25 protein-coding genes and 1 pseudogene are annotated in these 26,098 nt (G+C 68.6%); 13 read left to right on the top strand and 13 right to left on the bottom strand.

What is annotated here, in order from left to right; translation table 11 throughout:
* Positions 1-20: 20 nt before the first annotated feature.
* The 3 genes from ispF to ACZ7OY_RS15050 form a co-directional block, all read right to left on the bottom strand.
* Positions 21-566 carry a 2-C-methyl-D-erythritol 2,4-cyclodiphosphate synthase gene (gene ispF / locus ACZ7OY_RS15060; protein WP_471911781.1) on the bottom strand — a complete coding sequence of 182 codons (546 nt, stop codon included), beginning with the start codon at positions 564-566 and terminating at the stop codon, positions 21-23.
* Positions 556-1,335 carry a 2-C-methyl-D-erythritol 4-phosphate cytidylyltransferase gene (ispD, locus tag ACZ7OY_RS15055; protein WP_384735173.1) on the bottom strand — a complete coding sequence of 260 codons (780 nt, stop codon included), beginning with the start codon at positions 1,333-1,335 and terminating at the stop codon, positions 556-558. Before ispD ends, ispF begins: the two co-directional genes overlap by 11 nt.
* A 279-nt stretch (positions 1,336-1,614) precedes the next feature.
* Positions 1,615-2,097: a CarD family transcriptional regulator gene (locus ACZ7OY_RS15050; protein ID WP_003953493.1), complete on the bottom strand. Its 483-nt coding sequence runs from the start codon at positions 2,095-2,097 to the stop codon at positions 1,615-1,617.
* 649 nt (positions 2,098-2,746) lie between these two features.
* On the opposite strand from ACZ7OY_RS15050, the gene ACZ7OY_RS15045 reads away from it, so the two are divergent.
* Positions 2,747-3,370, top strand: coding sequence for a copper chaperone PCu(A)C domain-containing protein (locus tag ACZ7OY_RS15045; protein ID WP_471911780.1), 624 nt, complete (start codon positions 2,747-2,749; stop codon positions 3,368-3,370).
* Between the two features lie 112 nt (positions 3,371-3,482).
* Here the strand turns inward: ACZ7OY_RS15045 and phoP are convergent, their stop codons facing one another.
* Entirely contained in the window at positions 3,483-4,154 is a 672-nt protein-coding gene (gene phoP / locus ACZ7OY_RS15040) for a two-component system response regulator PhoP (RefSeq protein WP_004000192.1), read from the bottom strand.
* A gap of 5 nt (positions 4,155-4,159) precedes the next feature.
* Positions 4,160-5,557 carry a sensor histidine kinase gene (locus ACZ7OY_RS15035; protein ID WP_471911779.1) on the bottom strand — a complete coding sequence of 466 codons (1,398 nt, stop codon included), beginning with the start codon at positions 5,555-5,557 and terminating at the stop codon, positions 4,160-4,162.
* 259 nt (positions 5,558-5,816) lie between these two features.
* On the opposite strand from ACZ7OY_RS15035, the gene phoU reads away from it, so the two are divergent.
* From phoU to ACZ7OY_RS15020, 3 genes are all read left to right on the top strand, one after another.
* Positions 5,817-6,515 (top strand): phosphate signaling complex protein PhoU, encoded by a 699-nt coding sequence (gene phoU / locus ACZ7OY_RS15030; RefSeq protein ID WP_471911778.1) that lies wholly within the window; start codon positions 5,817-5,819, stop codon positions 6,513-6,515.
* A 130-nt stretch (positions 6,516-6,645) separates the two neighbouring features.
* Positions 6,646-6,801 (top strand): hypothetical protein, encoded by a 156-nt coding sequence (locus ACZ7OY_RS15025; RefSeq protein ID WP_351619375.1) that lies wholly within the window; start codon positions 6,646-6,648, stop codon positions 6,799-6,801.
* Positions 6,802-6,949: 148 nt separating this feature from the next.
* Positions 6,950-7,201: an SCO4226 family nickel-binding protein gene (locus tag ACZ7OY_RS15020; RefSeq protein ID WP_471911777.1), complete on the top strand. Its 252-nt coding sequence runs from the start codon at positions 6,950-6,952 to the stop codon at positions 7,199-7,201.
* 25 nt (positions 7,202-7,226) lie between these two features.
* Here ACZ7OY_RS15020 and ACZ7OY_RS15015 read toward each other — a convergent pair whose 3' ends face one another.
* From ACZ7OY_RS15015 to ACZ7OY_RS15005, 3 genes are all read right to left on the bottom strand, one after another.
* Complete coding sequence (locus tag ACZ7OY_RS15015; RefSeq protein ID WP_471911776.1) at positions 7,227-8,030, bottom strand: calcium-binding protein; 804 nt, start codon at positions 8,028-8,030, stop codon at positions 7,227-7,229.
* Between the two features lie 217 nt (positions 8,031-8,247).
* On the bottom strand, positions 8,248-9,339 hold the full coding sequence (locus ACZ7OY_RS15010; RefSeq protein WP_471911775.1) for a PP2C family protein-serine/threonine phosphatase: 1,092 nt from the start codon (positions 9,337-9,339) through the stop codon (positions 8,248-8,250).
* Between the two features lie 148 nt (positions 9,340-9,487).
* The gene (locus ACZ7OY_RS15005) at positions 9,488-11,116 is read right to left on the bottom strand and encodes a hypothetical protein (RefSeq protein ID WP_471911774.1); all 1,629 of its coding nucleotides are present in this window, start codon (positions 11,114-11,116) and stop codon (positions 9,488-9,490) included.
* A 1,031-nt stretch (positions 11,117-12,147) separates the two neighbouring features.
* Here ACZ7OY_RS15005 and ACZ7OY_RS15000 point away from each other — a divergent pair.
* Entirely contained in the window at positions 12,148-12,393 is a 246-nt protein-coding gene (locus ACZ7OY_RS15000) for a hypothetical protein (RefSeq protein WP_471911773.1), read from the top strand.
* A 371-nt stretch (positions 12,394-12,764) separates the two neighbouring features.
* Here the strand turns inward: ACZ7OY_RS15000 and ACZ7OY_RS14995 are convergent, their stop codons facing one another.
* Positions 12,765-12,962, bottom strand: coding sequence for a hypothetical protein (locus ACZ7OY_RS14995; RefSeq protein ID WP_471911772.1), 198 nt, complete (start codon positions 12,960-12,962; stop codon positions 12,765-12,767).
* Between the two features lie 1,724 nt (positions 12,963-14,686).
* Here ACZ7OY_RS14995 and ACZ7OY_RS14990 point away from each other — a divergent pair.
* From ACZ7OY_RS14990 to ACZ7OY_RS14980, 3 genes and pseudogenes are all read left to right on the top strand, one after another.
* Positions 14,687-16,312 (top strand): hypothetical protein, encoded by a 1,626-nt coding sequence (locus ACZ7OY_RS14990; RefSeq protein ID WP_471911771.1) that lies wholly within the window; start codon positions 14,687-14,689, stop codon positions 16,310-16,312.
* Entirely contained in the window at positions 16,293-17,486 is a 1,194-nt protein-coding gene (locus ACZ7OY_RS14985) for an FG-GAP-like repeat-containing protein (protein WP_471911770.1), read from the top strand. Before ACZ7OY_RS14990 ends, ACZ7OY_RS14985 begins: the two co-directional genes overlap by 20 nt.
* A 100-nt stretch (positions 17,487-17,586) precedes the next feature.
* Positions 17,587-17,769 (top strand): annotated as a pseudogene (locus ACZ7OY_RS14980) (tyrosine-type recombinase/integrase); the annotation flags it as partial.
* A gap of 830 nt (positions 17,770-18,599) precedes the next feature.
* Here ACZ7OY_RS14980 and ACZ7OY_RS14975 read toward each other — a convergent pair.
* Positions 18,600-19,190: an SMI1/KNR4 family protein gene (locus ACZ7OY_RS14975; RefSeq protein WP_471911769.1), complete on the bottom strand. Its 591-nt coding sequence runs from the start codon at positions 19,188-19,190 to the stop codon at positions 18,600-18,602.
* Positions 19,191-19,670: 480 nt separating this feature from the next.
* On the opposite strand from ACZ7OY_RS14975, the gene ACZ7OY_RS14970 reads away from it, so the two are divergent.
* Positions 19,671-20,195 (top strand): SMI1/KNR4 family protein, encoded by a 525-nt coding sequence (locus ACZ7OY_RS14970; protein WP_471911768.1) that lies wholly within the window; start codon positions 19,671-19,673, stop codon positions 20,193-20,195.
* 375 nt (positions 20,196-20,570) lie between these two features.
* On the opposite strand, the gene ACZ7OY_RS14965 is transcribed toward ACZ7OY_RS14970, so the two are convergent.
* Together ACZ7OY_RS14965 and ACZ7OY_RS14960 are read right to left on the bottom strand one after the other, a co-directional pair.
* The gene (locus ACZ7OY_RS14965) at positions 20,571-20,816 is read right to left on the bottom strand and encodes a hypothetical protein (protein ID WP_471911767.1); all 246 of its coding nucleotides are present in this window, start codon (positions 20,814-20,816) and stop codon (positions 20,571-20,573) included.
* A gap of 323 nt (positions 20,817-21,139) precedes the next feature.
* Complete coding sequence (locus tag ACZ7OY_RS14960) at positions 21,140-21,397, bottom strand: DUF7660 family protein (protein ID WP_471911766.1); 258 nt, start codon at positions 21,395-21,397, stop codon at positions 21,140-21,142.
* Between the two features lie 373 nt (positions 21,398-21,770).
* Between ACZ7OY_RS14960 and ACZ7OY_RS14955 the strand changes: the two genes are divergently transcribed.
* From ACZ7OY_RS14955 to ACZ7OY_RS14940, 4 genes are read left to right on the top strand one after another with little or no spacing between them, the layout of a single operon-like run.
* Positions 21,771-22,994, top strand: coding sequence for a replication initiator (locus ACZ7OY_RS14955; RefSeq protein ID WP_471912090.1), 1,224 nt, complete (start codon positions 21,771-21,773; stop codon positions 22,992-22,994).
* On the top strand, positions 22,987-23,226 hold the full coding sequence (locus tag ACZ7OY_RS14950; RefSeq protein ID WP_471911765.1) for a helix-turn-helix transcriptional regulator: 240 nt from the start codon (positions 22,987-22,989) through the stop codon (positions 23,224-23,226). The genes ACZ7OY_RS14955 and ACZ7OY_RS14950 overlap by 8 nt, the downstream gene beginning before the upstream one ends.
* Positions 23,226-24,464 carry a tyrosine-type recombinase/integrase gene (locus ACZ7OY_RS14945; RefSeq protein WP_471911764.1) on the top strand — a complete coding sequence of 413 codons (1,239 nt, stop codon included), beginning with the start codon at positions 23,226-23,228 and terminating at the stop codon, positions 24,462-24,464. The genes ACZ7OY_RS14950 and ACZ7OY_RS14945 overlap by 1 nt, the downstream gene beginning before the upstream one ends.
* A gap of 56 nt (positions 24,465-24,520) precedes the next feature.
* Positions 24,521-25,015, top strand: a complete 495-nt coding sequence (locus tag ACZ7OY_RS14940; RefSeq protein WP_471911763.1) for a DUF5959 family protein — start codon at positions 24,521-24,523, stop codon at positions 25,013-25,015.
* Positions 25,016-25,115: 100 nt separating this feature from the next.
* On the opposite strand, the gene ACZ7OY_RS14935 is transcribed toward ACZ7OY_RS14940, so the two are convergent.
* Entirely contained in the window at positions 25,116-25,877 is a 762-nt protein-coding gene (locus ACZ7OY_RS14935; protein ID WP_392619896.1) for a phosphoglyceromutase, read from the bottom strand.
* Positions 25,878-26,098 lie beyond the last annotated feature (221 nt).

The following is a 26,098-nucleotide window of genomic DNA, read 5'->3' as shown; positions in this document are numbered from 1 at the left end:
GGCGGAGCCCCCTGCCGGGCTCAGCCCGTGCGGACCACCAGCGCCGTGGCCACCGCCATCAGGCCCTCGCCGCGCCCGGGGAAGCCGAGCCCGTCCGTCGTGGCCCCGGACACCGACACGGCCGCGCCGACCGCCTCGGACAGGATCTTCTGCGCCTCGTCGCGCCGCTTGCCGATCTTCGGCCGGGGTCCGACGACCTGGACGGCGACATTGCCGATGACGAATCCGGCCTCGCGCACCAGCCGCGCGGCCTCGGTCAGCAGCGTCACCCCGGACGCGCCGGCCCACTCGGGCCGCCCGGTGCCGAAGTGCTGCCCCAGATCACCGAGCCCGGCCGCGGAGAACAGCGCGTTGCACGCGGCGTGGGCGACGACGTCCGCGTCGGAGTGCCCGGCCAGGCCCGGCCCCTCGCCCTCCCACTTCAGACCGGCGCACCACAGCTCGCGCCCCTCCTCGAAGGCGTGGATGTCCGTGCCGATCCCCACCTGCGGCAGCACGGGCAGGTACGCCCTGGCGCCCTGGGCCTCCCCGGAGGCACCGGGCGTCCCCGAGAGCTCAGAAGCCATCGTTCAGCCTCCGGCGCGTCAGGACCGCCTCCGCGAGCACCAGGTCCAGTGGCCGGGTGACCTTGAAGGCCTCCTCGTGCCCGGGGACCACCACGACCGGCAGGCCGAGCTGCTCCACCATGCTCGCGTCGTCGGTGACGTCGTCGGTGACCGTCTCGTGGGCGCGCAGCAGCGTGGCCCGGTCGAAGCCCTGCGGCGTCTGGACGGCCCGCAGCCGCTTCCGCTCGGGCGTGGCGAGCACCGGCTCCGGCTCGCCCGGCACGGCCGCCGGCTCGACCTCCTTGACCGTGTCCGCGAGCGGCAGGGCGGGCACGACCGCGGCCGCGCCCTCCCGTACGGCCTCGATCACGGCGTCCACCGTGTCGACCGGCACCAGGGGCCGGGCGGCGTCGTGCACGAGCACGATGCCGCAGTCGGGCGGCAGCGCGTCGAGGCCGAGCTTGACCGACTCCTGGCGGGTCTCGCCGCCGGGGACGACGAGGAAGTCGGTCCGCTCCGGCAGCGCGTGCGCGTCGAGCAGCGACTTGACCTCGCCCGCGCCGTCGGGCGGCGCCACGACGACGACCAGGGAGACGGCTCGGGACGCGGCCATGGCGCGCGCGGCGTGGATGAGCATGGGAGTGCCGTTCAGCGCGCGGAGCGCCTTGGGTGCGCCCGGACCGAGGCGCACACCCCGGCCGGCGGCCGGGATCACGACGGCGGTACGGGTGGGCACGGCCGGGGCCTCCGGAACGGCATCCGCGGTCGAAGGGCGCGAAACGTCAGACATCGGTTCCTGTCAGGTTTGTGTGCTCGGCCTACGTGGGTATGGCCACAGCGTGCCGGGCGCGACGCCTTGACCGGAACCCTTCCGTGACACCGGTCGAGCCAGCTGCCCGGGCCCGGCACACCAGTATCGGGGGAATTCCTCGTGGCGTACGGCATCCGAGTACGGCGTACAAAGAAATGCCGCAGCGCCCGGCGACAGAAGATACGTCATCGGGCACCGCGGCATTTCACTGCGCAGAGTGAGAGGCGTGCTGAGTAGGGCGGACGGTGCCGCCGCGCGTCAGGACGCGAGGACCTCGTCGAGCAGGGCCTCCGCCTTGTCCTCGTTCGTGTTCTCCGCGAGAGCCAGCTCGCTCACCAGGATCTGGCGGGCCTTGGCGAGCATGCGCTTCTCACCGGCGGAGAGTCCGCGCTCGCGCTCACGACGCCACAGGTCACGCACGACTTCCGCGACCTTGATGACATCGCCGGAGGCGAGCTTCTCCAGATTTGCCTTGTAACGGCGTGACCAGTTCGTGGGCTCCTCGGCGTACGGAGCGCGCAGCACCTCGAAGACCCGGTCCAGCCCGTCCTGACCGACCACATCACGCACGCCGACGAACTCCGCATTGTCCGCTGGCACACGTACCGTCAGGTCGCCCTGGGCGACCTTCAGCACCAAGTAGGTCTTGTCCACGCCTTTGATCTGGCGAGTTTCGATAGCCTCGATCAGCGCGGCCCCGTGATGGGGATAGACCACGGTGTCGCCAACCTTGAACGTCATGTGACAGGTACCCCTTCCGTGGCTATCCAGAGTAACACGGAAACGGCGGCTTCTGAATGGCGTTTTCGCAGGTCAGGGCATATCTCGGGGCTTGACAACAGCAACAGGAACGTGCATCGCGGACCGATCGGAAGCGGGTATTCGCAGGTCGGAGCGGCTCTCCAGGGGAAGGGAAACACACACGTTACCCACATCCGGAGGCCACCCCAAGTGGACGAACGTCCCCAAATGTCTGGTTCCATACGATCGACTTCCGCTACTCCGTTCGGTTGCCGGTGCCGACCGCGACACGAATCCGGAATTGATCACGGGGTGATCACAAGGGAAGATCGCAAGACCGGCGGAACGGCCGGCCGAACCGCATCGGTGATCAATTCAGCCGCTTAGAGGCCTGCCACCACCGGTTATTCCGACACGGAAAATCCGCAAGCCCGTCTAAGTGAATCTCGTACGACGGTGAGACCAATACGTTCCCGGTCGCTTCCGGCTCCGGAAAGCCTCCGGGTACCGCCTGCCGAGGGAAGCCGGGCGCCCCGGGGGAGGGTCGGGTGCGGCGGCTCCGGAACGGCTCGGTAACCTAAGGCCGCTGACAGACACTTAGGGCGGCTTTAGGTACAGCTGCCCCTGCGTTCAAGGAGAAGCCGCCGCCGTGAGCAGCAGCCTTCGACGCGGCACCCTCGCCGCCTCCGCCATCGCGTTCTCGATCGCCTCGCTCGCCGCGTGCGGCGCGGGCAACAGTTCCCAGACGCTGGAGGTCCAGCCCGACAACGCGGCGACGAGCGTCGGCGACATCAAGATCCAGAACGCTCTCGTCATCACCCAGCCCGGCACGGACACCTCGGGCCCCTCGGTGATCTCCGCGACCGTCTTCAACAGCGGCACCAGCGCCCAGACCCTGGACTCCATCAGCGTCGAGGGCGGCGGCACCGCGAAGCTCTCCCCCGCCAAGGGCAGCGACAAGCTGAGCATCCCGGCGCACGGCTCCCTGGTCATCGGCGGCAAGGACAACGCCTCCGCGGTGCTCTCAGACGCCGCCGAGGCCGTCCAGAACGGCAACGTCCAGAAGGTCACCTTCACCTTCAGCTCGACCGGCGCCGTGAACATCAGCGCCTTCGTCGTCCCGGCCGAGAGCTACTTCTCCTCCTGGGGCCCGAGCGACATCCCGAGCGTCACGCCGTCCGCCACCGAGGAGCCGTCGACGGGCGAGTCCGCCTCCCCGAACGAGTCGGAGTCCCCGAACGCGACCGCCACCGAGTCGGCAGCCAGCCAGTAGACAGGCACGGCCCGCGCACGTACGGCGGAGGGCGGCACCCTTTCCAGGGTTCCGCCCTCCGCCGTACGTGCGTGCCGGATCCCTCCGGCACGATCCGACTCCCGACGGCTGTTTACGGCTCGAACTTGTAGCCGAGGCCGCGCACCGTCACCAGGTACCTCGGCGCACCGGGGTCCGGCTCGATCTTCGCGCGCAGGCGCTTGACGTGGACGTCGAGGGTCTTGGTGTCACCGACGTAGTCGGCGCCCCAGACCCGGTCGATCAGCTGCATACGGGTCAGGACGCGGCCCGCGTTGCGCAGCAGCATCTCCAGCAGGTCGAACTCCTTGAGCGGGAGGTCGACCTTCGAGCCGGAGACGGTGACCACGTGCCGGTCGACGTCCATCCGGACCGGGCCGGCCTCCAGCGCCGCCGGGGTGACCTCCTCGGGCTCGCCCCGGCGGCGCAGCACCGCCCGGATACGGGCGACCAGCTCGCGCGAGGAGAACGGCTTGGTGACGTAGTCGTCGGCTCCTATTTCCAGACCGACCACCTTGTCGATCTCGCTGTCCTTGGCGGTGACCATGATCACCGGGACGTTCGAGCGGCCGCGCAGCTGGCGGCACACCTCGGTGCCGGGCAGCCCCGGCAGCATCAGGTCGAGCAGGACGAGATCGGCGCCGTTGCGCTCGAACTCGTCGAGCCCGTCGGGGCCCGTGGTCGCGACAGCGACCTCGAAGCCCTCCTTGCGGAGCATGTACGACAGGGCGTCGGAGAAGGACTCCTCGTCCTCGACGACAAGCACACGGGTCACGGAAGGACCTCCGGGGCGGAAAGCGTTTCGTACGCGGTTGAGTCGGGGGATGTGGTCCGCGAGGGATGAGCGGGGTGTGCGGCCCCGCCGGGCTCGACGACGGGCTCGACGACGTTCTCGACCACGCTGTCGATGACGTTCTCGGGGATGTCCTCGTCGTAGTCGTCGTATTCGTCGTTCACATGATCGTCGTAGGTGTCGTTCACGTGGTCGAGGTCGGGATGCTGCTGGGCGCGGTCGCGGGCCGCACCTGCCTCCGGCAGCCGCAGAGTGAACGTGGAGCCCTGTCCCTCGGAGCTCCACACCGTGACCTCCCCGCCGTGCGAGGCGGCCACGTGCTTGACGATCGCCAGCCCGAGGCCCGTACCGCCCGTGGCACGGGAGCGGGCGGGGTCGACCCGGTAGAAGCGCTCGAAGATGCGCTCCTTGTCCTTGTCCGAGATGCCGATGCCCTGGTCGGTCACGGCGATCTCGATGAGGTCCCCTCCGGGCACGCTGACCCGGCGGGCGGCGATGCCGACCCGGGTGCGGGCCGGCGAATAGTTGACGGCGTTCTCGACGAGATTGCCGAGTGCGGCGGCGAGCTGCCCCCTGTTCCCCCAGATCCGCAGGTCGGCGGTGCCGCCCGCGGCCATGGTGATCTGCTTGGTGCCGGCCTGGTGACGGCAGCGGTCGATGGCCTCGGCGACCAGTTCGCCCACCCGGACCGGTTCGGCGTCCTCCAGCGGGTCGTCGTTCTGGACCCGGGAGAGGTCGATGAGCTCCTGGACCAGGTTCGTCAGCCGGGTGGCCTCGATCTGCATCCGCCCGGCGAAGCGCTCCACCGCCTCCGGATCGTCCGAGGCGTCCATGACGGCCTCGGAGAGCAGGGAGAGCGCGCCGACCGGGGTCTTGAGCTCATGGCTGACGTTCGCGACGAAGTCGCGCCGTACCGCCTCGATGCGCCGGGCCTCGGTGAGGTCCTCGACGAGAAGCAGCACGAGCCGGGAGCCGAGGGGGGCGACACGCGCGGACACGGCGAGAGCCTCGCCCCGCCCGGTCCCCCGCCTGGGCAGATCCAGTTCGACCTGGCGTATCTCGCCGTCCCGCCGGGTGTCCCGGGCCATCTGGAGCATGGGTTCGACGGCGAGCTTCCCACCGCGCACCAGCCCGAGGGCGTACGCGGCGGAGCTCGCCTTGACCACGGCGTCCGCCTCGTCGAGTACGACGGCGGAGGAGCGGAGCACGGAAAGGACCGTGTCCACCCCCGGCGGGAGCACGAGATCGGTGTGCAGGGATGTTCTGGTGGGTCGCTGCTGGTCGCGTTCGCTCCAGCGGAACGCCAGCATGGCGATGGCACCGGTGAGTACCCCGGCGATCGCTGCCGCTGCGGCGACCGCCGCGTTCACGTCCATGCCCCCAGGTTAGGCATGCCGTCCCGGATGGCTACAGCCATCGAAGTGCGACCTCGAACACTCGTCGCCCAGAGTTCACCTTGGAGCTAGCAGTGGTTCATTTTGGGTGACGGAAACCGACGCGTACAGGCCGGAACGTGGGAGCGTGGGGTTCGTACCGCCGGTGCTAGAACGTTCGACGACTCAGACGTTCGAGGACTCACATGTCCGAAGGACCGGCCCCCCAAACCCCTATGGAACACGTACGAGAGGGAACCTGATGCGGGACGCGTACCACGAGGAACTGGACTCGATCGGCGACGGACTGGTGGAGATGGCCCGGCTGGTCGGGTCGGCGATCGGGCGCGCCACGACCGCCATCCTCGACTCCGACCTGAAGCTGGCCGAGAGTGTCATCGAGGCGGACAAGAAGGTCGACGAGCTCCAGCACGACCTGGAAGCCCGTGCGATAGCCCTGCTGGCCCGGCAGCAGCCGGTCGCCACCGACCTGCGGATCGTCGTCACGTCACTGCGGATGTCCGCCGACCTGGAGCGCTCCGGCGACCTCGCCCAGCATGTGGCGAAGCTCGCGCGCCTGCGCTTCCCGGAGCACGCCATACCGCACGACCTGCACGCCACGATCCTGGAGATGGGTCAGCTCGCGCAGCGTCTGATGGCGAAGGCGGCCGAGGTGATCATCACGAAGGACGTCGATCTGGCGATGCAGCTGGAGACCGACGACGACGCCATGGACCTGCTGCACCGCACCCTGTTCCAGCACCTGATGGACGACCGCTGGAAGCACGGCATCGAGACCGCGGTCGACGTGACGCTGCTGGGCCGTTACTACGAGCGGTTCGCCGACCACGCGGTGGCGGTCGCCAAGCGCGTGGTGTTCCTGGTGACGGGTGAGCACGCGGACGAGCTCCAGCCCGACATCCAGCCGGACATCCAGGCCACCGGGTCCAAGGGCGCCTGACCCTCCGTATCCGAACAGGCGCGAAGAGGATCGGCCGGGGCGTGCCCGAAGCCACCGTGCGCCGTTGATGCGCCCGGTGGAGCGGGCATGCAATGGGCACAGGCACCGCCTCCAGGAGGGACCCAGAGCCATGGCCGAATCCCCCAGCACACAGCCCGACCCCGCGCAGGAACGCCCCACCGAGCAGCCCGCCGACATCAGGAGCCTGACGCTGATCGGCGCGTGCGGCTGCGGCTCGGGCTGCGGGTGCGGGTGCCAGTCGGGCAACCCCTGCCAGTGCGGCTGACGAAGCCCACGGCGTACGACGGCGTACGACGACGAAGGTCGTCGTACGCCGTCGCGGGTCCCGCCTCTCCTCGCACCCCGTCGGTCGCCGCCTCGCCCGTACGGGCGCAGCATGGAAGGTGATCCGCAGGCAGAGGAGGTGCGGGACCATGCCCCAGTTCATGGACATCCACCACGGCATGCAGGGCATCACGGCCGAACAGCTGGACGCGGCCCACAAGGCGGACCTCGCGATCGAGGGCGAGGAGCAGGTGCACTTCGAACGCGCCTGGGCCGACCCGGCCACCGGAACCGTCTACTGCCTCTCCGAGGCCCCCTCCGCCGAGGCGGTCCAGCGCGTGCACGAACGCGCCGGCCACAAGGCGGACGAGATCCACGCGGTCCCCCTGTCCGTCTGGTGACGCCGCCCGCCCCGGCGGTCCGGGCTCACCTCACGTCGACGAAGTCGGCCGCACCGGTCCTGGCCGGGGTGAGGCTCGTGCCCGCGAAGGCGAAGCGGTACTCGCCGTCCACCGTCGCCTTCACCGCGGCCCTGACCCAGCCGTTCCGGTCGGTCTTGACCTTCTGCAGCGTGACGAAGGCCCCGCTCCTGCCCTTGCGGAACTGGAGCAGCACCTGGTGCCCGATGAGCGGCACGTCCTTGTGCTGTTGCCAGCTCGCGACGGTCATCCGGGCCCTGACCGTCACGGTCCCGCCCTTCTTCACCGGCTCCGGGGTGGCGTCGGCCCCGGACAGGTGGGTCTCGCGCTTGATGCGCGCTATGCCGGTGCCGACGTCGTCCAGGCGGGTGACGTTGCCCGCGCCGTCGACGGCCACGGCGCCCACGGTCCAGACACCGGCGAGGGCGTTGCTGCGGAGGTTGGTGTTCGGGTCGGCGACCACGACGGCCTCGCACTTGGACGTGGTCGCACTGGCCTTCACGCAGCGGCCGGACCCGACCTGGGCCAGGTAGCCGTCGGCCTGCGCCCGGGTGTTCCCGTGCCACAGTCCGTACGTCACGCTCCGGACGCCTGACGGGTCGTTGACCGTCGCGGAGATCTGGAAGGCGACCTTCGCCCTGGCCCCGACGACGACGGTGTAGTCGAGCCTCTTGTTGACCACGATGTCGCTGAATCTCGTGGGTGTGTCGTCCTGCGTGGCCCCGGCGGCCGGGCCGGCCAGCGCGGTGACGGCCAGGGCCGCGCCGAGGGCTGCGGAGGCGGTGACGGTGGCGGTGGCGCGTAGACGCATGATGCGGTCTCCCACTTTCATGAACGGGGTGGCGACTTCACCTGCGTCAGACAGCGGGGATCACCGCGGAGTTGTGCACCATTGCCGCCCGACCCATGACTTAACCCCGACGCCCACCCGGGTTGGCGAAATCAGCGACTGCCGGTCAACTTCCCTGTGGGGAAAAGGAATCAGAGCCGCCTTTCCGACGCTTGTCCGCTCGTCCGGGCAGCCGCCGTCACGCGGTTTCCGGTGCACAGGCGACGGCCAGCAGTGCCATGTCGTCGGCTCTGCGGCCACCGGTGTGCCGGTGCACGTCGGCCAACAGGGCGTCGAGGAGAGCCTCCGGCCGGGCATCCGGGGATATGGCGGCTCCCGCGACGGGGTCGTAGAAGGCGCCCTTGTCGTCACGGGCCTCCGTCAGTCCGTCCGTGTAGAGCAGCAGAGTCGCCCCTTCCGGGAAGGCCACCATGTCGACGGGGGCAGGGTCGTCGGCCAGGGCCGCCATGCCCAGGGGCACGGCCGGCCGGCTGGGCTCGACGTACCGCACGCCGTCGGGCAGGAGCAGTACGGGTGCCGGGTGGCCACGGTTGACGAGGCGGACCGCCCCTCCGTGCCGGGGGAACTCCGCCACCACGCCCGTGATGAACCCCTCGAGCTCGGTCTCGCTGCCCGACTGCTGGGTCTCCAGGACGGCAGCCCGCTCCAGCCGCTTCACGACCCCGGTCAGGCTGGGTTCGTACAGGGCCGCCTCGCGAAAGGTGACGATGCTGGCCGCGACCGCCCTGACCGCGTCCATTCCCTTGCCGCGCACATCGCCGATCACGCAGCGCACGCCGAACGGGGTGTCGAGCACGGCGTAGAGGTCCCCGCCGATCTGTGCGTCCGTCTGTGCGGCCTCGTAGCGCACGGCGAAACTCAGCGGGCCGCTCGCCTTCGGCGGTTCCGGCAGCACGGCGCACTGGACGGCGGCGGCGATGTCGCGCGCGGAACGCAGCTGGGTCTGGAGGTGATGCAGGAGGCGGTTGAGGAAGATCGCGACCGCGGACACCGTCGCCACCATGGCCAGCTCGCTGACCTCGGGCGCCGTTCCGTGGTAGCCGAAGTGCACGAACGAGACCAGGTCGAGCAGGAACGCGCACACCCCGGTGAGAATGGTGCCGCGCAGCGACAGCAGAGGCGCGGCCATCAGGATCGCGGCCGTGTAGAAGGCCGCGGCACTGACCGTGGGTGGCGTGAACAGGTCGACCAGCCCTGCTCCGAGAAGCAGGACGGCCGGCATCAGGCGCCTGTGCCCCTCCAGCCACTGCCACACTTCCGGCCCCGCCACGCGCAGCTCCCGATACCGACGGCTCTCCCTGCCGGCCCAGGCTAAAGCCCGCCCCGCGCGCCCCGCCGCCGCACTTCCCCCGGCTCGCCCTCGCGACGGCGACTGCAACCCGAATGGCATATGCCCCGCACAAACCCACCCCCGTTCGTCAGATTGCGGTGACCTTGACCATGGGGCCGTAGGCGTTGACGTGGACTTGGTCGGGGGCCTGGTACACGACGCGCCAGGTGCCGGAGCGGGTGATGGTGGGGTGAGCGGCGAAGTAGCCGGTGCTGCTGGTGCGGGCGCTGGTGATCAGGTGCCAGGTGCTGCTGCCGGAGGGGCGGAAGAAGATCTGGACGGTGGCCTTGGGCAGGGGGGTCCAGGAGCCGTAGCCGTTCTGCTTGAGGGTGCCGCTGATGGTCACGGTGTGGTGCTTGGTGACCCTGGTGTGGCTGGGCTTTCCGCCGCTGATGGCGGTCTGATAGCGGAAGGCGTGGACGACCGGGCTGTAGGCGGCGGTGAAGCCGGGGGCGCCGGGGTAGTAGTAGCGCCAGTAGCCGTGGGGGTTGGTGACGGTGAGCACGGAGGCGGCGAAGCCGTTGGCGGCGCTGCCGAACGTGGTGGAGCCGATGTTGGTCCAGCCGGTGTGGCCGTCGTTGGACTGCTGGATGTAGACCCGCCCATACGGCAACCAGTCGCCGGAGAAAGTCGGGTATCCGGAGATGTGCAGGCGGGAGTAGGCGTCGACGGTCGGCTTGTTGGCGTACAGGGACACCTTCGCGACGGGCTTGGCGACGGTGTAGCTGACGCTGGCAGGAGTGAGGAACGGCCGCGTGTAGCTGACGGTCCAGATCGTGGTGCCGTTGATGACGGGCACGGTCTGGCTGAACCGCCCGGTTGCGTCGGTGGTCGCCCCGGCGGCTTGTCTGCCCGTGCTGGCTTGGATCGGGAGCGTGACGTTTGCCAGCGGCACCCAGGTGCCGTCCTCCTCCTGGCGTTCCGCGGTTCCGCTGATGACCTCCCCGCTGCCGACCGGGGCGCCGGTGCTGCCGGTGTGGTCCAGGGTGATGCGTACGGGGGAGTCGACGGAGGCGATCGGCTCGGAGTCCGGGCCCTGGCCGTACGTCGTTGTGGTTGTGGCCAAGACGTGGAGGGTGGTGTTCTGCACGTCGCCGGGGTGGACGGTGAAGGCGAAGGTGCCGTCTGCCGCCGTTGCGTTGCGGGGCGACGTGTGCCCGTCCCAGGTGACGAAGACGCCCATGCCGGCGGGGGACTGCCACGGGCCGGTGTCGCCGGCGGCCGGGTCGTACTCGGTCACCCGGCCGGTGACGTTGATGTCCTGGTGCTCGAAGCTGAGGGCCGTGGGCTCGTAGGCGGTGTCGTGGAAGACCAGCGAGGGGAGGTAGGCGAGGACGCCGCGGCCGGGAAGGGAGACCGTGCCCTCGCTGTCCTGCGCGGTGATGGCGACCCGGTACGAGGCGTAGACGTCGAGTCCCAGTGAGCCGCTGCTCTGCCAGGTACCGGAGGTGGCGGTGCCGGAGACGAGGTGGAAGTCGGTGACCGTGCTATTGGGCACGGTGGCCGTGCCTGCGGTGAGGGTGGCCGTCACGGAGGTGACGCCGGCCGGGGCGTCGATGTGGGCGGTGAGCTCGAGCCCGGTGTCGGTCTGGACCCTGCCGATCCCCGAGACCACGGGCCCGGTGGTGTCGGCGCTCGCCTGACCGGGGGCTGTGACCATGCCGGCGAGTATCGCGGTGCTGATGGCCGCGGCTCGCGCGGCGTTCTTCAAGATCACGGGACTGCTGCTTTCGAAATCGAGGGGATGACGACGGGCTCGAACCACGGCGGCCGACCGCCAGGCGGAGAGGACGGCCGAGGTGCCGGGCCCTGCTGAGGGACCCGGCTCCGGTTGCGGTGGCCGGGGGCGTTCGAGTGCGATCAGGTACAGCCGGCCACCAGCAGGCGTGCTGCGGATTTCGCCTCGTCCACGACGGTGCGGTCTTGAAGGAGGGCGGCGCCCGGACTCCCGTCGGCCTGGGCGGCCGGCCGGGCAAGCGCGGAAAGTGCCAGGGCCCCGGAACCGGCAGCCACGGCGGCGCGGATACGCACGTAGTTGTCCCCACATCAGATGCGATCCCGCCGTGCGTCCCCCAGCGGGATCTTGAAAGATGAACGGATTCTCATGCATGGCACACGCGTTCGTAAACGCCTTTGCGCGCGACAGTCGGATCCTGGGGTCCCACACGCCTACGGATCACTCTCCAAGAGCCTCCGTGCGCGCACCGAAGTCCTCGACCGGGCTCGCCCTTCGGGGCCCATCCGATGAGGTGGTGGAAGCGGATGCGCCGTGCGGACATCGCTGAGGTCCCAGAGAGGTCCCAGGGCACGAAAACGCCTCCCATCCGCGCCGTATGCGCAGGTGGGAGGCGTGTTCGCTATCTCTACTTCCTCTTGCCCTGGGTCTTGTCGGAGATCTTGGTGACCTGCTGCTTCCCAGCTCAGGGACGGTGGGCTCGTGCGCCCGGTCGTCGACGTTGGTCGTCGTTGGCCGCTGTTGAGCAACCTCGGACGGCCCAGGGACGGCCCAGCTTCGGCGCGCTCGGCTGACGGCCGGCACCTTGGAGACGCCCCGTCTGAACCTCAGCCGACGCCAGTCAGCCACGACGGCGGATGCGCCGACCGACCACGCACGCGTATGCCTCCCTGCACCCCCACCGGCCTCAGCCACGCTGCCGGTGCCGTCGACCAGAGCAAGCCGTGACGGCCGGCCCGTGACGACAGGGCCCTCGGCGTGTCGCGGCCAAGGGGCTCGCATACCTTCACGTCATGGACTTCAACATCACCGCGGAGGAGGAAGCCGTCGTGTTCCACGTGGCGAGCCTCGTCCAGGACGGCCTCTCCCCCACGGACGACGACTTGGCGGAGGAGCTGGGTGAAGAGATTCGCCCAGTGCTGCAATCGCTCCTGGGCAAGGGCTGGCTCGTGGTCGACGAGGATCGTGAGCTGGCCTTGTCCACGATCGCGCGGCATGTCGTGTCCAGCCGCAGGGATGCCGAGGGGCCGCAGACGTAGCAAGAGAGCTCGCGGTCGACCTGGCTCGTCTGTCGCTCTGCCAGCGGGGTTGCCACGACCCGTCATGTGGTGAAGCGACCGGCTGTGGCCACCACTGCCTTGTAAGGGCGGACGTAGTCGGTGGCATGTCCGTCCAGGTCACTAGGGCTTTAGCCGCGTCCCGGGTGGACGGCGCATCTCGACTGCGGCGAGCCGTCGTTGACCGTGGTTGACCGCCCGATGTGGCACGACTGTGGCACGTTCCGAATCACGGAGCGCTTAGAAGGCGCTTGGTGCGTCGCACGGAGCACCCCCTCCGACCTGCACCGCTCCCCCGCCCTGGAGCCCCATCGGTCAGCCCTCGACACACATTCGACAGGGCCCGTGGTTCGCTACGGCCGCCGGTAGGCCTCGGGGTCGACTCCCTCCTCGGGTGTCCTGGCGAAGCTCACATAGACGGGGTACTCAGGATCGCCCACCTGCATGAGGGCGAAGAGATCCAGTTCATGGTTGGCGAACCGATGCAGATACTGGAGGAACAACTCCACCTCCGCTTTGGACAGTGGCTCGTCGTGCCGCTCGTTGCGCATGCGTGCACGATACGAGCGGAGCTCGAAGGGGCGTTGTGGAGTAGCCCACTTGCAGCGTTGCGCACCCATGACACTGGCTTCGGGGAGCACCGCATTAGGAGTTCGATCCAGGTGCGGCCCGGCAGGGTTCTCGCCCGATGGGAACGTACGTCTCGGGCCGTGAGTGCGTGCCCACGTCCGGTGCTGTTGATGTCACCTGTGGATGTCAGAGACGTTCTGGGCCGGGGCGCCTTCGAGTCCGAAGGATGGCTTAGCGGGTGGGAACTCTGCACCCGTACGCCAAGGCGAGCACGACACGTCTGGCATCCCTGCGGTCGTAGCCGGTCGCTTCCCTTACCTCGGATATCGCTCCCAGCCATTTGCCTTGCTGGATCAGATGCTGTGCTCGCTCCTGCGTGAGCCTTGGGACGGGGATCTGCAGGGCGCGGATGATGTCTGCATCCCAGCGCTCTCGGCGCGCGCGCCGGACTCGTATCCACGTTCCTGCCGACCACGTCATTGTTTCCCCCTGTAGAACGCACGGTGGCTTCCAAGACTGACTCAGCGCTGCCTCAACTGGTGGGCCACCGTACAAGGCTGCGGCAGTAGTCCACTGTGGTTCGCTGATGGGCGCCGCCGTCCGGGGCTGTCGGTGTCAACGTCGGTCAGTCCCGCGGGTGGACTGGACACGTTCGCTGCTCGCCCTTGTCCACCTTGGCGGGGCCTCCCTCCGATAGCAGTCTGTACCTCAGCCGACGACAGTCAGCCACGATGCCGGGTGGGCCGACCGACCAGGCACGCGTGTGCCTCGCTGCACCCCCGCCGGCCTCAGCCACCCTGCCATGCCGTCGCCCAGCGCAAGCCGCGCTGGCCGAACCGTGAGGGCGACGCATGAGCCCTCAGCTTGGGAAGCTGCGGGCATCTGCAGGTGAATCGGGAGCTGGCCTGGGCGAACGACTGCGGGGTGACCGCGTTGGGCTGGGCCGCCTTCACCGTGATTCCCCGCTGTTCCCCGCTCGGCATGGTGCGCTTGTGGTGCGGGGCCGACGCGCTACAGCCGACCGCTGATCACTGGCGGTCCGTTGTAAGTATCTGTCGCTATCGCCTCAAGCGCGCCTTCGGCTCCGGGGGTTCCAGCTCTGAAGGGAATGGTTGCATCCCCGCCCCGTCTGTTGGTCTGCCAGCATGATCGCACCCTCTTGCCTGACTTGACGTCAGATCGTATGCCGCACAGTCCTGTTGAGCGCGGCCCCGGCTTATTGAACGGGTTCGAAATTCTCTTCCGTGGCCTGTGAGCCTGTTGTTAGGATCGATCACTCGGGTGTGGGGGGGGCGGGGGCGCCGGGATTGACCGGCTTGCTTGCTGTGAGTACTGAGGACCGAGCCGATTCCCCTGCCTGCTCCAGGTCCTTTCACGTCAGGGGTGGAATCAAGTGGCCAAACGTGTCCTCCTCCGCAGTGCCGTCACGGCGGTCGTGTCGCTGTCGCTGGCTGTAGGTCCTGCCTCCTGGGTCGCATTGGCCGATGCAGGAACGTTCAGTGAGACCACGATTCCCGCGACCATGCGCGCCACACCGGGCTACGGATCTGTGGTGAGCGTCGGGCCTTCCGGGTTTCTGCACTCCGCCACCACCACGAGCGGTCCCTCCGGACTGGAGTGGACGGGCGCGGACGGCTCGACCCGAAAGCTCGAGGGCACGCAGCCGCACGACCCTGTCGAGTACTACGGAGCGGCATCGGACGTCGTGGCGCTGCCGCCGAGCGGCGGCACGGGCGAGGTACTGCTGCGGAACATGGTCACCGACGAGACCACGACCGTCACTGTCCCCGCAGGTCAGGTTTACAGCAGGGCGATCGGGACCACCGTGGTGACCCAGGGCGGAGCCGGTGCCGACGGGAAGTGGACTGAGTTTCATCTGCTGAGCAATGAGAACGGGACCACGGCGGACCGCCGCGTGACAGGCCTTCCAGAGGGTGCCTCCATCATCATTAACGGGCGGGCCGGCGTCCACGGGTTCCTCTCACTTCTGAAGGTCCCCGGAGAGGACGTCGGACAGTACGCCTGGATCGATCTCCGCACCGCGGAAGCCACGTTTCTGCCGTACGGCACGGTGTATGGGAATTCCGTGGTGACCGCCGTTCATCTGGTTACCCCCCAGGCCGGCGGCGTGCGGATCTATGAGCAGGGCCGGTTCGACACCCCCGTGCGCGAGATTCAGGTCAGTCTCAAGGACGCGAAGGTTCTCGGCGTCGTCGGTGACTCGCTGATCGTGGCCCGCTATGACTCTTCGCTCGGTCAGAAGGAGTACGAGGCGTCCATCTGGAAGGTTGTGGCCGTCCCCTTCGACGGTTCCGCCGAGCGGACGCTTCTCGCCCGTGCGGTGGCGGACCGTGTTTCCGTCCGGCCGGACGGCGGCGTTCAACTCGTCGGCGGCCAGTCCGCGGAGGACTACGGCTACCAGGACATCACCGCCGGGGCGGACGGCGTACCGTACGCGGCTCGTGTGCTCCTCATCCCGCCGGTCTCGATGCGGCTCCAGCGGCTGACGCTGGATCACGGCACAGTCAGGACCCTGGAGTACGGCGACGGGGCCACCTTCGCGTACGACCGCCTGCTCACCGAAACCGCGCCCGGATACGGCGAGCGCGTGCGGATCGGCAGCCTGTCGGCCCCATACAACAAGTGCAGCGTCGGCAACGGGCTGTGCCCCGAGCTGTATCCCACCGGGGACGGCCGGACCGTGTACCGCGGGGCAGTGAGCGTGGACGGCGGCTGGCAGCCCAAGCTGTTCGTCGTGGGCAAGGGCGAGACGTTTCCCGGAACGCCGATCGAAACGGGCCTCCAGGATTCTTTCGACGATTCTCCGGACCAGATGAGGATCGTGGGGGCATCCGAGAACCTGGTGCTGGTCGACGGGACACCTGCTGGCGGCAGCCGGGAACTCCGGGTCGTGGACATCGACTCCGGCAAGGTCGTGCACACGGAGCCGTACCAGAGGGGTGCGATCTGGGGGACCACTCTGTGGTCCTCGGCCCCGGGCGGCAAGGTCACGGCCAAGGACGCGCGCACCGGGGCCTCGCTGACGTCCTTCACGGTGAACACCGGGTGCTCCTCCATGGTCGATCTGCAGGCCGTCGGCCGGTGGCTGTACTGGAAGTGCAACTTCAGTACCGCTCCGTACGCCGCGGGCGTCTACGACCTCCAGTCCAGGAAGAACATTCCGCTTCCCTCCACCGCGCAGGCTTACCTCGGCGACGGTGTCGTCGCCGTCCGGGGCGGGCAGGGGGGGTGTCTACGGCCTGCAGACCGGGATGGTCGTCCAGCGGTGGGCAACCGACGCCGCGGGGCTTGTGGCGCTCGACCCTCGTAACGGTGACCTCGCGTACTCCACGCTGGACCAGGCCGTCCACGTCCTGCACACCGGGCGGCCCGAGGCGGCCCTGGTCTCTCCCTACCGGAATGTCACCGCGCGGGTGGAGACGGACGTGACCCCGGTCTCTTGGCGCGGTGAATGGTGGCTCTCCGAGCCGGCGGCTTCCTGGAGGGTGGAGATACGCCACAAGGCCACGGGCCGCGTGGTGGCCACGCGCAGTGGCGGACCGGCCGAGTACTCGATCGCGACGACGTGGGACGGCCGGGACACGACGGGCGGACTGCTTCCCAACGGCTCGTACACCTGGACGCTGACGGCTCAGTCGGCGGACGGGCAGGGAGCGGCGTTGGTCCAGTCCGGCACGGTCCGGTTGACGGGTGGCACAGCGGTGTGGCGGGACCACGTCGGCGGCTCGGCCCTGCCCGACGGTGTCGGCGACCTCCTGACGATGAACTCCTCGGGGTGGCTCACCTTCCACCAAGGGGACGGGGCCGGGAAGTTCTCCGGGAGCGTTTCGGCGAGCGGCTGGTCGACCTCGGTCAGGGCCGTGCCGTTCGGCGACCTCAACGGCGACCGCTGCAACGACGTCCTGGTCCGGCTGAGCACCGGCGCCCTGCGCCTGTACAAGCCGGTCTGCGGCGCCCCGCTCAAGTCGGCGACGTCGTACACCACCCTCGCCACCAGCGGCTGGAACCAGTACGACGTCCTCACCTCGCCCGGAGACCTCACGAAGGACGGCCGCCCGGATCTGATCGCCCGCAACGCCTCGACCGGCGCGGTGTACCTGTACAAGGGGACCGCTGGCGGCACGCTCGCAGCTCGCGTGAAGCTCTACGACAACTGGAAGACGTACAAAAAGGTCGTGGGCGTCGGAGACCTCAACGGCGACGGCATCGGCGACCTGGTCGCGCAGGACACGGCGAACAACCTGTACCGGTACTTCGGGAAGGGCAACGGCACCTTCGCTGCGCGGGTGAGGATCGCCACCGGGTGGGGATCCACGTATAACGCGGTCGTCGGCGTCGCGGACATCACCGGGGACGGCAAGGGCGACCTGGTCATGCGGGACACGGCGGGCAACCTGTACCGCCAGACCGGGACCGGCAAGGGGACGTTCGCCTCCCGGGTGAAGATCGCGACAGGCTGGCAGGGCTACAAGGGCCTCTTCTAGCCAAGTTGTGACGTGCGTCACGCCTCCGGCGAGGGAATCGCTGGGGCGTGACAGATGACGCGACAGTGAATGGGCCGAAGGGAACGGCTGGGCTGTCACCCGGCACGGCACCGCCACTCTCCTCACGGCGGCCGGAGTCGCGCCCCACGTCGTGATGGAGATCCTCGGGCACAGCCAGATCAGCATCACCATGGACGTGTACACGCACGTCGTGGAGGACACCCAGCGGGAGGCCATGAGTCACATGGACCGGCTGCTCAGGAAGCGCCCCGGTCGTCAGTGACCGTGCTCGTTGATATCAGATGCGGACGTCAAAGGCCCCGGACCATGATCGGTCCGGGGCCTTTTCCCTTGTGCCCCCGGCAGGATTCGAACCTGCGACACCCGCTTTAGGAGCGAGGTTGGGCGATCACGGGCGTGACCTGCGGATTCCCTGCGTTGGTCAGAGCAGGCCGAGCACGCCCCTACGGACCCCGGTTCCCCGTGAGTCCCCGTCCGTTCTGGCACGAGAGTGGCACGAGCTCCGCGCCGGCCCAGGGGCGTCGGCCTGCCGAAGCCAGTGCAGCCTGAACCGTTCTAGGCGTGCACCAGGCGGACGGTGCCGATCGCTATTCCGATCACTCCGAGGACCGCACTCGTGGCCCTCAGCACCGCGGGCGTGAGGACGGCGCTGACCCTTGGATGATTTGCCACACCGCGGTGAAGCCGCTCAGCGGCGTTGCCCGCATTGAGCGCCACCAACATCAGGGCCATCCCGAACCCGAGGTCGTATACCGCCCTGCTCCACGCACTCATTGCGTTCCCCTTCCAGGCCGCACCCATTTTGCAGGTCTGCTCGATCGGTCGGTTCTGTGGGGATGGGGTCGGCGGAGTCTCAACGGGCGAGTCAAGCTGACGGGGCGCCGCCCCTGGATCAAGGACGGCGCCTGCGGTAGAGACGAGTTTTGAGGTCTGGCCTCATCTTTATCAGGTCGATTGCAGCGGGTCGGCAGCGTTGGTCAACCGGCCGTAGCCTCGGGCTGACCGTCCACCGGGGTTCAACGCTGACCGCTGGTGTCCGGGCCTGTTGGTGTCAGGCATTGATGTCAGTGGCAGAAGCCTTGCAGCGTCGCGTCAGAACGGCTTGAAGGTCGGCTGAACGGGTCCGATCTCACCGTTGGCGACCAGCTCTTCGAGGTCTTCCGGTTCCAGGAACTCCAGGGCCTCCGGTTCGATGCCGTGGTACCGGTCTACGTCAAGCAGTTGCCGTACGAACGTGAGGGCGAAGTCCGAGAACGGGCCGTCGAAGGTCTCGCAGCCCTCTTCGTGGACCATCGTGACGATCTTCCACCGGTCCGGGTCGCTGGGCAGGAAGAAGTGCTCGTCGCCGCTGTAGTCGTATCCCCAGGAGATCAGCCCACCAGGTGCGGGGTGAAAGGGGTACGGGATGTGCTCGGAGTCCCCGCGGCTCAGGGCCCTGTCCCGGCGCTCGGTGAACCTTTGGTGCGTCTTGCGCATGCGCGTCAGGAGCGGGCTCGATCCGGTGGGGTGGAACACAACGAGCTCGCCGGAGATGACCCCGCTCCCGTAGGCGTCCAGGAACTTTTTGAAGTCGCTGGGCAGCGCGGAGCCTATGTGCCGCTCGACCTCGTCCCAGTCGGCTGGGTTCGCTTGCCGGTGGGCAGGAACCCCCAGTAGGGCCTGCAACTCATCCAACGAGGACATGCACGCTCCAAGGCTGGTCAGCGATGATCTGCGCCGCCAACTTTATGAGCCGGCCGTCCGCCTGCCACACCCCGTGCGCGGAGTCTCCATGAGCGGGTCAAGCCGCATACGGTCTTGAAAACCGTCGTGGCAGCGATGTCACCGTGGGTTCAAATCCCACACCCACCGCAGGTGAACGGCCTCTGACCAGGTGCATCGGTCAGGGGCCGCTCTGCTGGGCGGTCCCTGCTCGCCGCCGTGATTCCCCGCCCGTCCCCGGTCGATCGGGCACGGCAGGGGCACGGGCACCTTCTGATCCGTAGCTCTAGCCGGATCGGTCAACGACGGTCATGCCGGCCGCCCCGAAGCCCCGGAGGGACGCTACCGGACAGGGTCGTCTACTGAGGTTGCGGTACGGAGCTGCTGTACAACTGCACCGCGGGCGCTCAGTGGCCTCATGGTGCACCATGAGGCGTCGGTCGGTTCCGCTGGGAGGATCGGATGTCGTCGCTCGACCGCCTCAGGGCGCTCCTGGGTAAGCCGGTGACTTGGGGTTGGGCCAGGCCGCGTCTGTGGACGGCGTCCGAGCAGTACCTCGGGGTCGAACTGCCCTCGGACTACAAAGCGTTCCTTGATCTGTACGGGCCGGGGAGCATCGACGGTTACCTGTCGCTGAGCCGGCCTCTGGAAGCCGACACCACCGAGCTGGAGCGGTTGTGGTCGCTGGAGGACTGGCGCCGGGCGCGACTCAGTGCCCCGGACCTGTATCCGTATCCCTTCCACCCCGATCCTGGCGGCCTTATCTCCTGGGGTTCGGACGAGCACGGCAGCGAGTACTACTTCCTCGCAATCGAACCGAACCCTGATGAGTGGCGCATCGTCGTCGGCAGCGAGAGCAACAGTTGGTTCGAGACTGCGGGCACCTTTTGCGACTTCCTCGTGCGCTGCTTCGACCGTATCGATCGGCCGCCTTTCATGGACCGCACTTGGCCCACCCCTGATGCCCGCTACCACTCCCATGCCTGATGGGACGCTCGCATTAGGCATGGTTCGGTCGGCGGCCGACACCCGCTTTAGGAGCGAGGTGAGGCGACTGCGGCTCTGACCTGCGAAACAGCCACGTGGGCGGAGAGGGGTATCAGGCACCTGCTGGCCCCGCCGTTCCCCGTGGCGCCCCGCTGGATCTGGCACGGATGCGGCACGGGGAGCTTCTGATCTTCCTCAACTCTGCTTCGCTGACGAGCACCTGTGCAAGTGCTGTATGCGCCTCCTCTGAGCAGGGGTGGCGCTGTTGCCGACTGTCGTCATCTGTCGCCGTCGGCCACCCTCGGACGGCCCAGAGACGGCCCGGCTTCGATGGTCGTCCATTCTCCGCAGCAGTCGGCTGAGCCACCGGCTCGGTCAGGGATAGATCAGGATGAGTGTCACGGTGGGCAAGAACGCGCCCATTCCGCTGAGTAGCCAATAGGTCCGAGCGGCGAGTGAGGTGCGGCGCGCAAGGGCGCGGTTGGCTGTCCACCACAGCAGCGTGTACAGGCCGACGATGGGCAGGATGATCACGAGCCAAAGGGCCATACCGTCGTTCTCCGTCGGTTCCGGATGGCTCCAGTTCGCCGCCAGGAACCACAGCAACCAGATCGGCACCACCCCCGGGACTCCAAGTAGCAGGTTCACGCCCAAGGCCGTCGGCCACCGTCTGATCATCGTCACCCTCCCCTTGATCGACTGCGGCGACGGTACAACGAAGGTCGGCGGAGTCTTAATGGGTGTGTCAAGTCGTACGCGATCTTGAAAACCGTCGTGGCGCGAGTCACCGTGGGTTCAAATCCCACACCCACCGCACAGGTTGAAGGCCCCTGACCAGGAACATCGGTTGGGGGCCTTCGTCACGCTCGCTGCCCGCTCGTGACCGTGATTCCCCGTGACTTCCCGGTCTACCGGGCACGGGAGGGGCACGGCGCTCGTCAGAGCTACTCGTAGATCCGAGCCGCAGTCAGGGCGCGGGCGAAGAACGTCCAATCGCCCTCGCTCGGCAAGTCGTGCCCGAAGTTCCGGTACCAACCCGGAGACGCGGTAACCCAGGATTCGAGTGCTTCCAAGAACCTGTCCAGCGTGGCGTTCTCCCACTGCTGGCCGTTGGCTGCATGGTCTGCGCGAAGACGCGCCAGGAAAGCACTGAAGGCTTCACGATCATAAATTAGGTCGTCGGGTGTCAGGGGGCTCGTCATGGCCGTGATCCTAAGAGGCGCCCTCAGCGACTGGGGTGCGAGCTAGCGATCACATCCCACCCTTACCTACCACTCACCCCAGCTCCCATCCCGTCCGCCGTCGACCCACACACCGTGGAGCGGGCGTGGTTCATGGCGTCCAGGTGGAGCGCGCCACTGTACGAACGACTGTGACGCCATGGGCCGCGTCTGCTCGGCTCTGCCTGGGTCGATGGTGGACGGGATGGGAGCCCACCGCGCACGCCACGATGTGCCCGCGGCCGGGAACGGCGCCCCCTCCATCCCGGTGCCGGCCGATCCCCCGCCGGAGGCATCGCCTTGACCGTTGGCCGCGTTCTGCGGTGCTCGACTCGTGGCTACCGGCCCTGTCCACATGTGGGCGCGCGTCGGCGCAGCGCGGGCGGAGCGGGTCGGAGGCAGGGAGCGGCGCCCGCACCTCGACTCGACCAGCCTCCCGGCCGGCCAACTCCTCGTCCGCTGCAACAACCGCCGCGTCACCCGCTGCCCGGCCTGCGCCGAGGTGTACCGCCGCGACACCTTCCAGCTGATCACCGCCGGACTGCGCGGCGGCAAGGGCACCCCCGAACACGTCGCCACCCATCCACGCGTCTTCGCCACCCTCACCGCCCCCGGGTTCGGCCCAGTCCACAACCGCCGTACCAACGGCCGACCCTGCCGCTGCTGCACCCACCACGCCCCGGAGGACGAAGCACTCGGGACCCCTCTGGACCCGGAGACTTACGACTACAAGGCGGCCGTCCTCTGGAACGCCCACGCTGGTTCCCTCTGGCGGCGCTTCTCGACCTACCTCCGCCGGGAGGTCGCCAAGCGCGCCGGTCTCTCCCAACGTCGCCTCCGCGACCACGCCCGCGTGTCCTTCGCCAAGGTCGCCGAGTACCAGAAGCGCGGCGCGGCCCACTTCCACGCCGTCATACGCCTCGACGGCCCCGGCGGCGGTGATACCCCGCCCCCGGCCTGGGCCACGGCCGAGCTGCTCACCGACGCCATCGGCGCGGCCGCGTCCAAGGCCCGGGTCGACGGCCCGCTCATCGACGGACGTCCGCACACCTTCGCCTTCGGCCGTCAACTCGACGTCCGCACCATCCGATCCGCCGATTTCGACGGCGGCCAGGAGCTGACCGAGCGGGCCGTAGCGGCGTACATCGCCAAGTACGCCACCAAAGGCGCCGAGGCGGCCACGGGAGCTCTCGACCGCCCCCTGAAGTTCGCCGCCGAACTCGCCCAGCTCGACATCAGCGACCACGCCCGCCGTCTCGTCCGAACCGCCTGGACCCTCGGAGCCCTCAAAAGCCTCGAACACCTCCGCCTGCGCGCCAGGGCCCACATGCTCGGCTTCCGCGGCCACTTCTCCACGAAGTCCCGCCGCTACTCCACCACCCTCGGGGCCCTCCGTGCCGCCCGCGCCGAATGGCGCCGAGCCCAAGCCGCAGCGAACGCCCCTGCCACCGGGCCCGAGACGACGTACGTCCTCGCGCACTGGGTCTTCGCCGGCACCGGCCTCTCCGACGCCGAGGCCTGGCTCGCCGCATCCCTCGAACCCGCCCCCGGAACGGAAGGAGAACCCACCCGTGGCTAGCCGCCGCCTCGCCCTGGCCGACGTGGCCACCGAGCCGCGCCCCCTGCCTGCCCGGTACCTCACCCCTGACGACCTGGTGGAGATGTTCGAGCTGCCCAGCGTCGAGACGGTCTACCAGTGGCGCCGGAAACGAACCGGTCCCCGCGGCTTCCGCGTCGGTCGGCATCTCCGCTTCGACCCGGCCGACGTGCGGGCCTGGGTGGACTCCCAGCGGGAAGGAGCTGCCGCCTGATGGCCGGGCACATCCAGGACCGGTGGTACAAGTCCGAGGTCGGTCCGGACGGCAAGAGTCGCCGGGTGAAGAGCGAGCGCTATGGTTCGGGCATGCGTTACCGGGCCCGCTACGTCGGTCCGGACGGTACGGAGAAGTCCAAGAGCTTCCCCGATCGGCAGAAGCGCCTCGCTGATCAGTGGCTGGCGCAGACCGAGGCGGACATGACCCGCGGGCAGTACATCGACCCACGCGCGGCTCGCACCACGTTCCAGCAGTACGCGGAGAAGTGGGTGACTCACGCGCCCGATCCGAACACTCAGGCGTCGATGGAGTCGCAGCTTCGGTTGCACGCGTTCCCGTACCTGGGGCCGCGTCCCCTCGGTTCCTTCCAGCCTGCACACATCCGCGACTGGGTGGGACGGCTACAGGAGAACGGCATCCGGGGGTCGTACGCCCGGACGATCTACTCCAACGTGCGCGCGGTTCTGAGCGCGGCCGTGGACGACGGGCACCTTCCCCGGAACCCGTGCGCTGCTCGCTCCGTGCGTCCACCGACTGTGGATGACAGGCGGGTCGTCCCCTGGACACCGGAACGCGTCTTCGCCGTCCAGGCCGGCATACCCGAGCGGTTCCGGGCCATGGTCAACCTGGGCGGGGGCTGCGGCCTGCGGCAGGGCGAGATCCTCGGTGTGGCCGTCGACGCGATCGACTTCGCGTCGGACACGCTCCACGTGGTCCAGCAACTCAAGCTGAGCCGGAGCAAGCCTGTGTTCGCTCCGCCCAAGGGCGGCAAGCTGCGGGATGTTCCGCTGCCTGGGCCGGTGGCTGATGCCCTCCGGGCCCATATGGAGCGGTTCCCGCCGGTCGACATCACCTTGCCGTGGAAGGTGGCGGACGGGCCTCCAGTGACCAAGCGGCTGATCTTCACCGGGCCGCGGGGTGGTCACGTCTGGCGGACGTCCCTCAACGAGGAGGTGTGGAAGCGGGCGCTGGCCTCGGCCGAGGTGATCCCCGAACGGAAGCCGGGCGAATCGTACGCCGAGTCCCGCGAGAACGGCATGCACGCGCTTCGGCACTTCTACGCGTCGGTACTCCTGGACGCCGGGGAGAACATCAAGGCACTGGCCGAGTACCTGGGCCACTCAGACCCAGGCTTGACCCTGCGCGTCTACGCGCACCTGATGCCGTCCAGCCGGGAGCGGACCAGCAGAGCCGTGTCAGACGTCTACTCGATGCGTCTCCACCCCGAACCGTGAGATCCGCGGCCGGTCCGGCAGGATGCTCAGACCTGGCCACTTCGGGGAGGGAATCCATGGACTCGACGGATGGCGTCATCAATCTGATCCACCTGGCCGACAGGCCTGGCACCAGCGGACACAGTGTCTCCGTGCGCGTCCTGGGTCGTTATCAGCCCGGGATTCTGACCGGACACGACTTTCTCGAGTGCGAGATCGTCGTCGAGGCGGAATCCGTCAACGGCAACTTCTCTGTGACCCTTCTCCCTGAGGACCTGGAGGACTGGGAGGACGTCTTGACGACCCTGGAGTCCGGCCGGTTCGCCATGTGGCTCACATCCGGGCGGACACCTTCCATGAAGTTCAAGCCTGACGAGAGCGGCGGGCTCTGGGTGTCGGTGCACGACGGTCCGTCGTCAGCAGTAACTGTCACCGTCCCGCTGTTCGCACCACCACCGAAGTGGGTCACCGAGCAACGCGATCTGCTCGCCCAGGCCCGCGAGGTCTACCCCCGCGAAGTCGTCGAGACATCACCCGGCGCCTACGAGTGGCGGCGCAAACGCAACGCCTGACGGCCCGACCAAGCACCTCACGGCCCACAGACGGCCCAGCCCCACCAAAAAGCCCCCGCCCCGCGAGGAACTCGCAGGTCGGGGGCTTACTGGTGTCGGGTTACTTCTTCTTGCCCTGGTTCTTGACCGCCTCGATGGCCGCTGCGGCCGCTTCCGGGTCGAGGTACTTTCCGCCCGGGGTGACCGGCTTGAAGTCGGCGTCGAGTTCGTAGTACAGGGGGATGCCCGTGGGGATGTTCAGGCCCGCGATGTCGGCGTCGGAGATGCCGTCGAGGTGCTTGACCAAGGCGCGCAGGCTGTTGCCGTGGGCGGCGACGAGGACCGTGCGGCCGGTCAGGAGGTCGGGGACGATGCCGTCGAACCAGTACGGGAGCATGCGGACGACGACGTCCTTGAGGCACTCCGTCTGCGGGCGCAGCTCCGGCGGCAGCGTCGCGTAGCGCGCGTCGTCGAACTGGGAGTACTCGGAGTCGCGGTCGAGCGGCGGGGGCGGGGTGTCGTACGAGCGGCGCCAGAGCATGAACTGCTCCTCGCCGAACTCCGCGAGGGTCTGCGCCTTGTCCTTGCCCTGGAGAGCGCCGTAGTGACGCTCGTTCAGGCGCCACGAACGGTGGACCGGGATCCAGTGGCGGTCCGCCGACTCCAGGGCCAGCTGCGCGGTGCGGATCGCGCGCTTCTGGAGGGACGTGTGGACCACGTCGGGCAGCAGGCCGGCGTCCTTCAGCAGCTCACCGCCGCGGACCGCCTCCTTCTCGCCCTTCTCGTTGAGGTTGACGTCCACCCAGCCGGTGAACAGGTTCTTCGCGTTCCACTCGCTCTCGCCGTGGCGGAGGAGGATCAGCTTGTACGGTGCGTCGGCCATGCGTATGAGCCTAATCGAAGGCTCTGAGGCGGGGCGTTCCTGCCCACGGAACGGACTCCGGACAGGGGACTGACGTACGGCGAACGGGGAGGAGTGGGCGAAGGCGGGTGCGGTGCCCGGCGCGGGGGCGAGCGCGGGCGCGGGGGCGGCGACAGTTGACTGGATCTGTTAATTGAGTGGTCTGCCCGAGGCCCGCGATCGTAAGTTGTGCGCACCGCCTG

Source organism: Streptomyces sp. NPDC107559 (genome assembly GCF_055657365.1).
The sequence above is the reverse complement of the archived record's forward strand: the minus strand, read 5'-3'. Positions and strand labels throughout refer to the sequence as shown.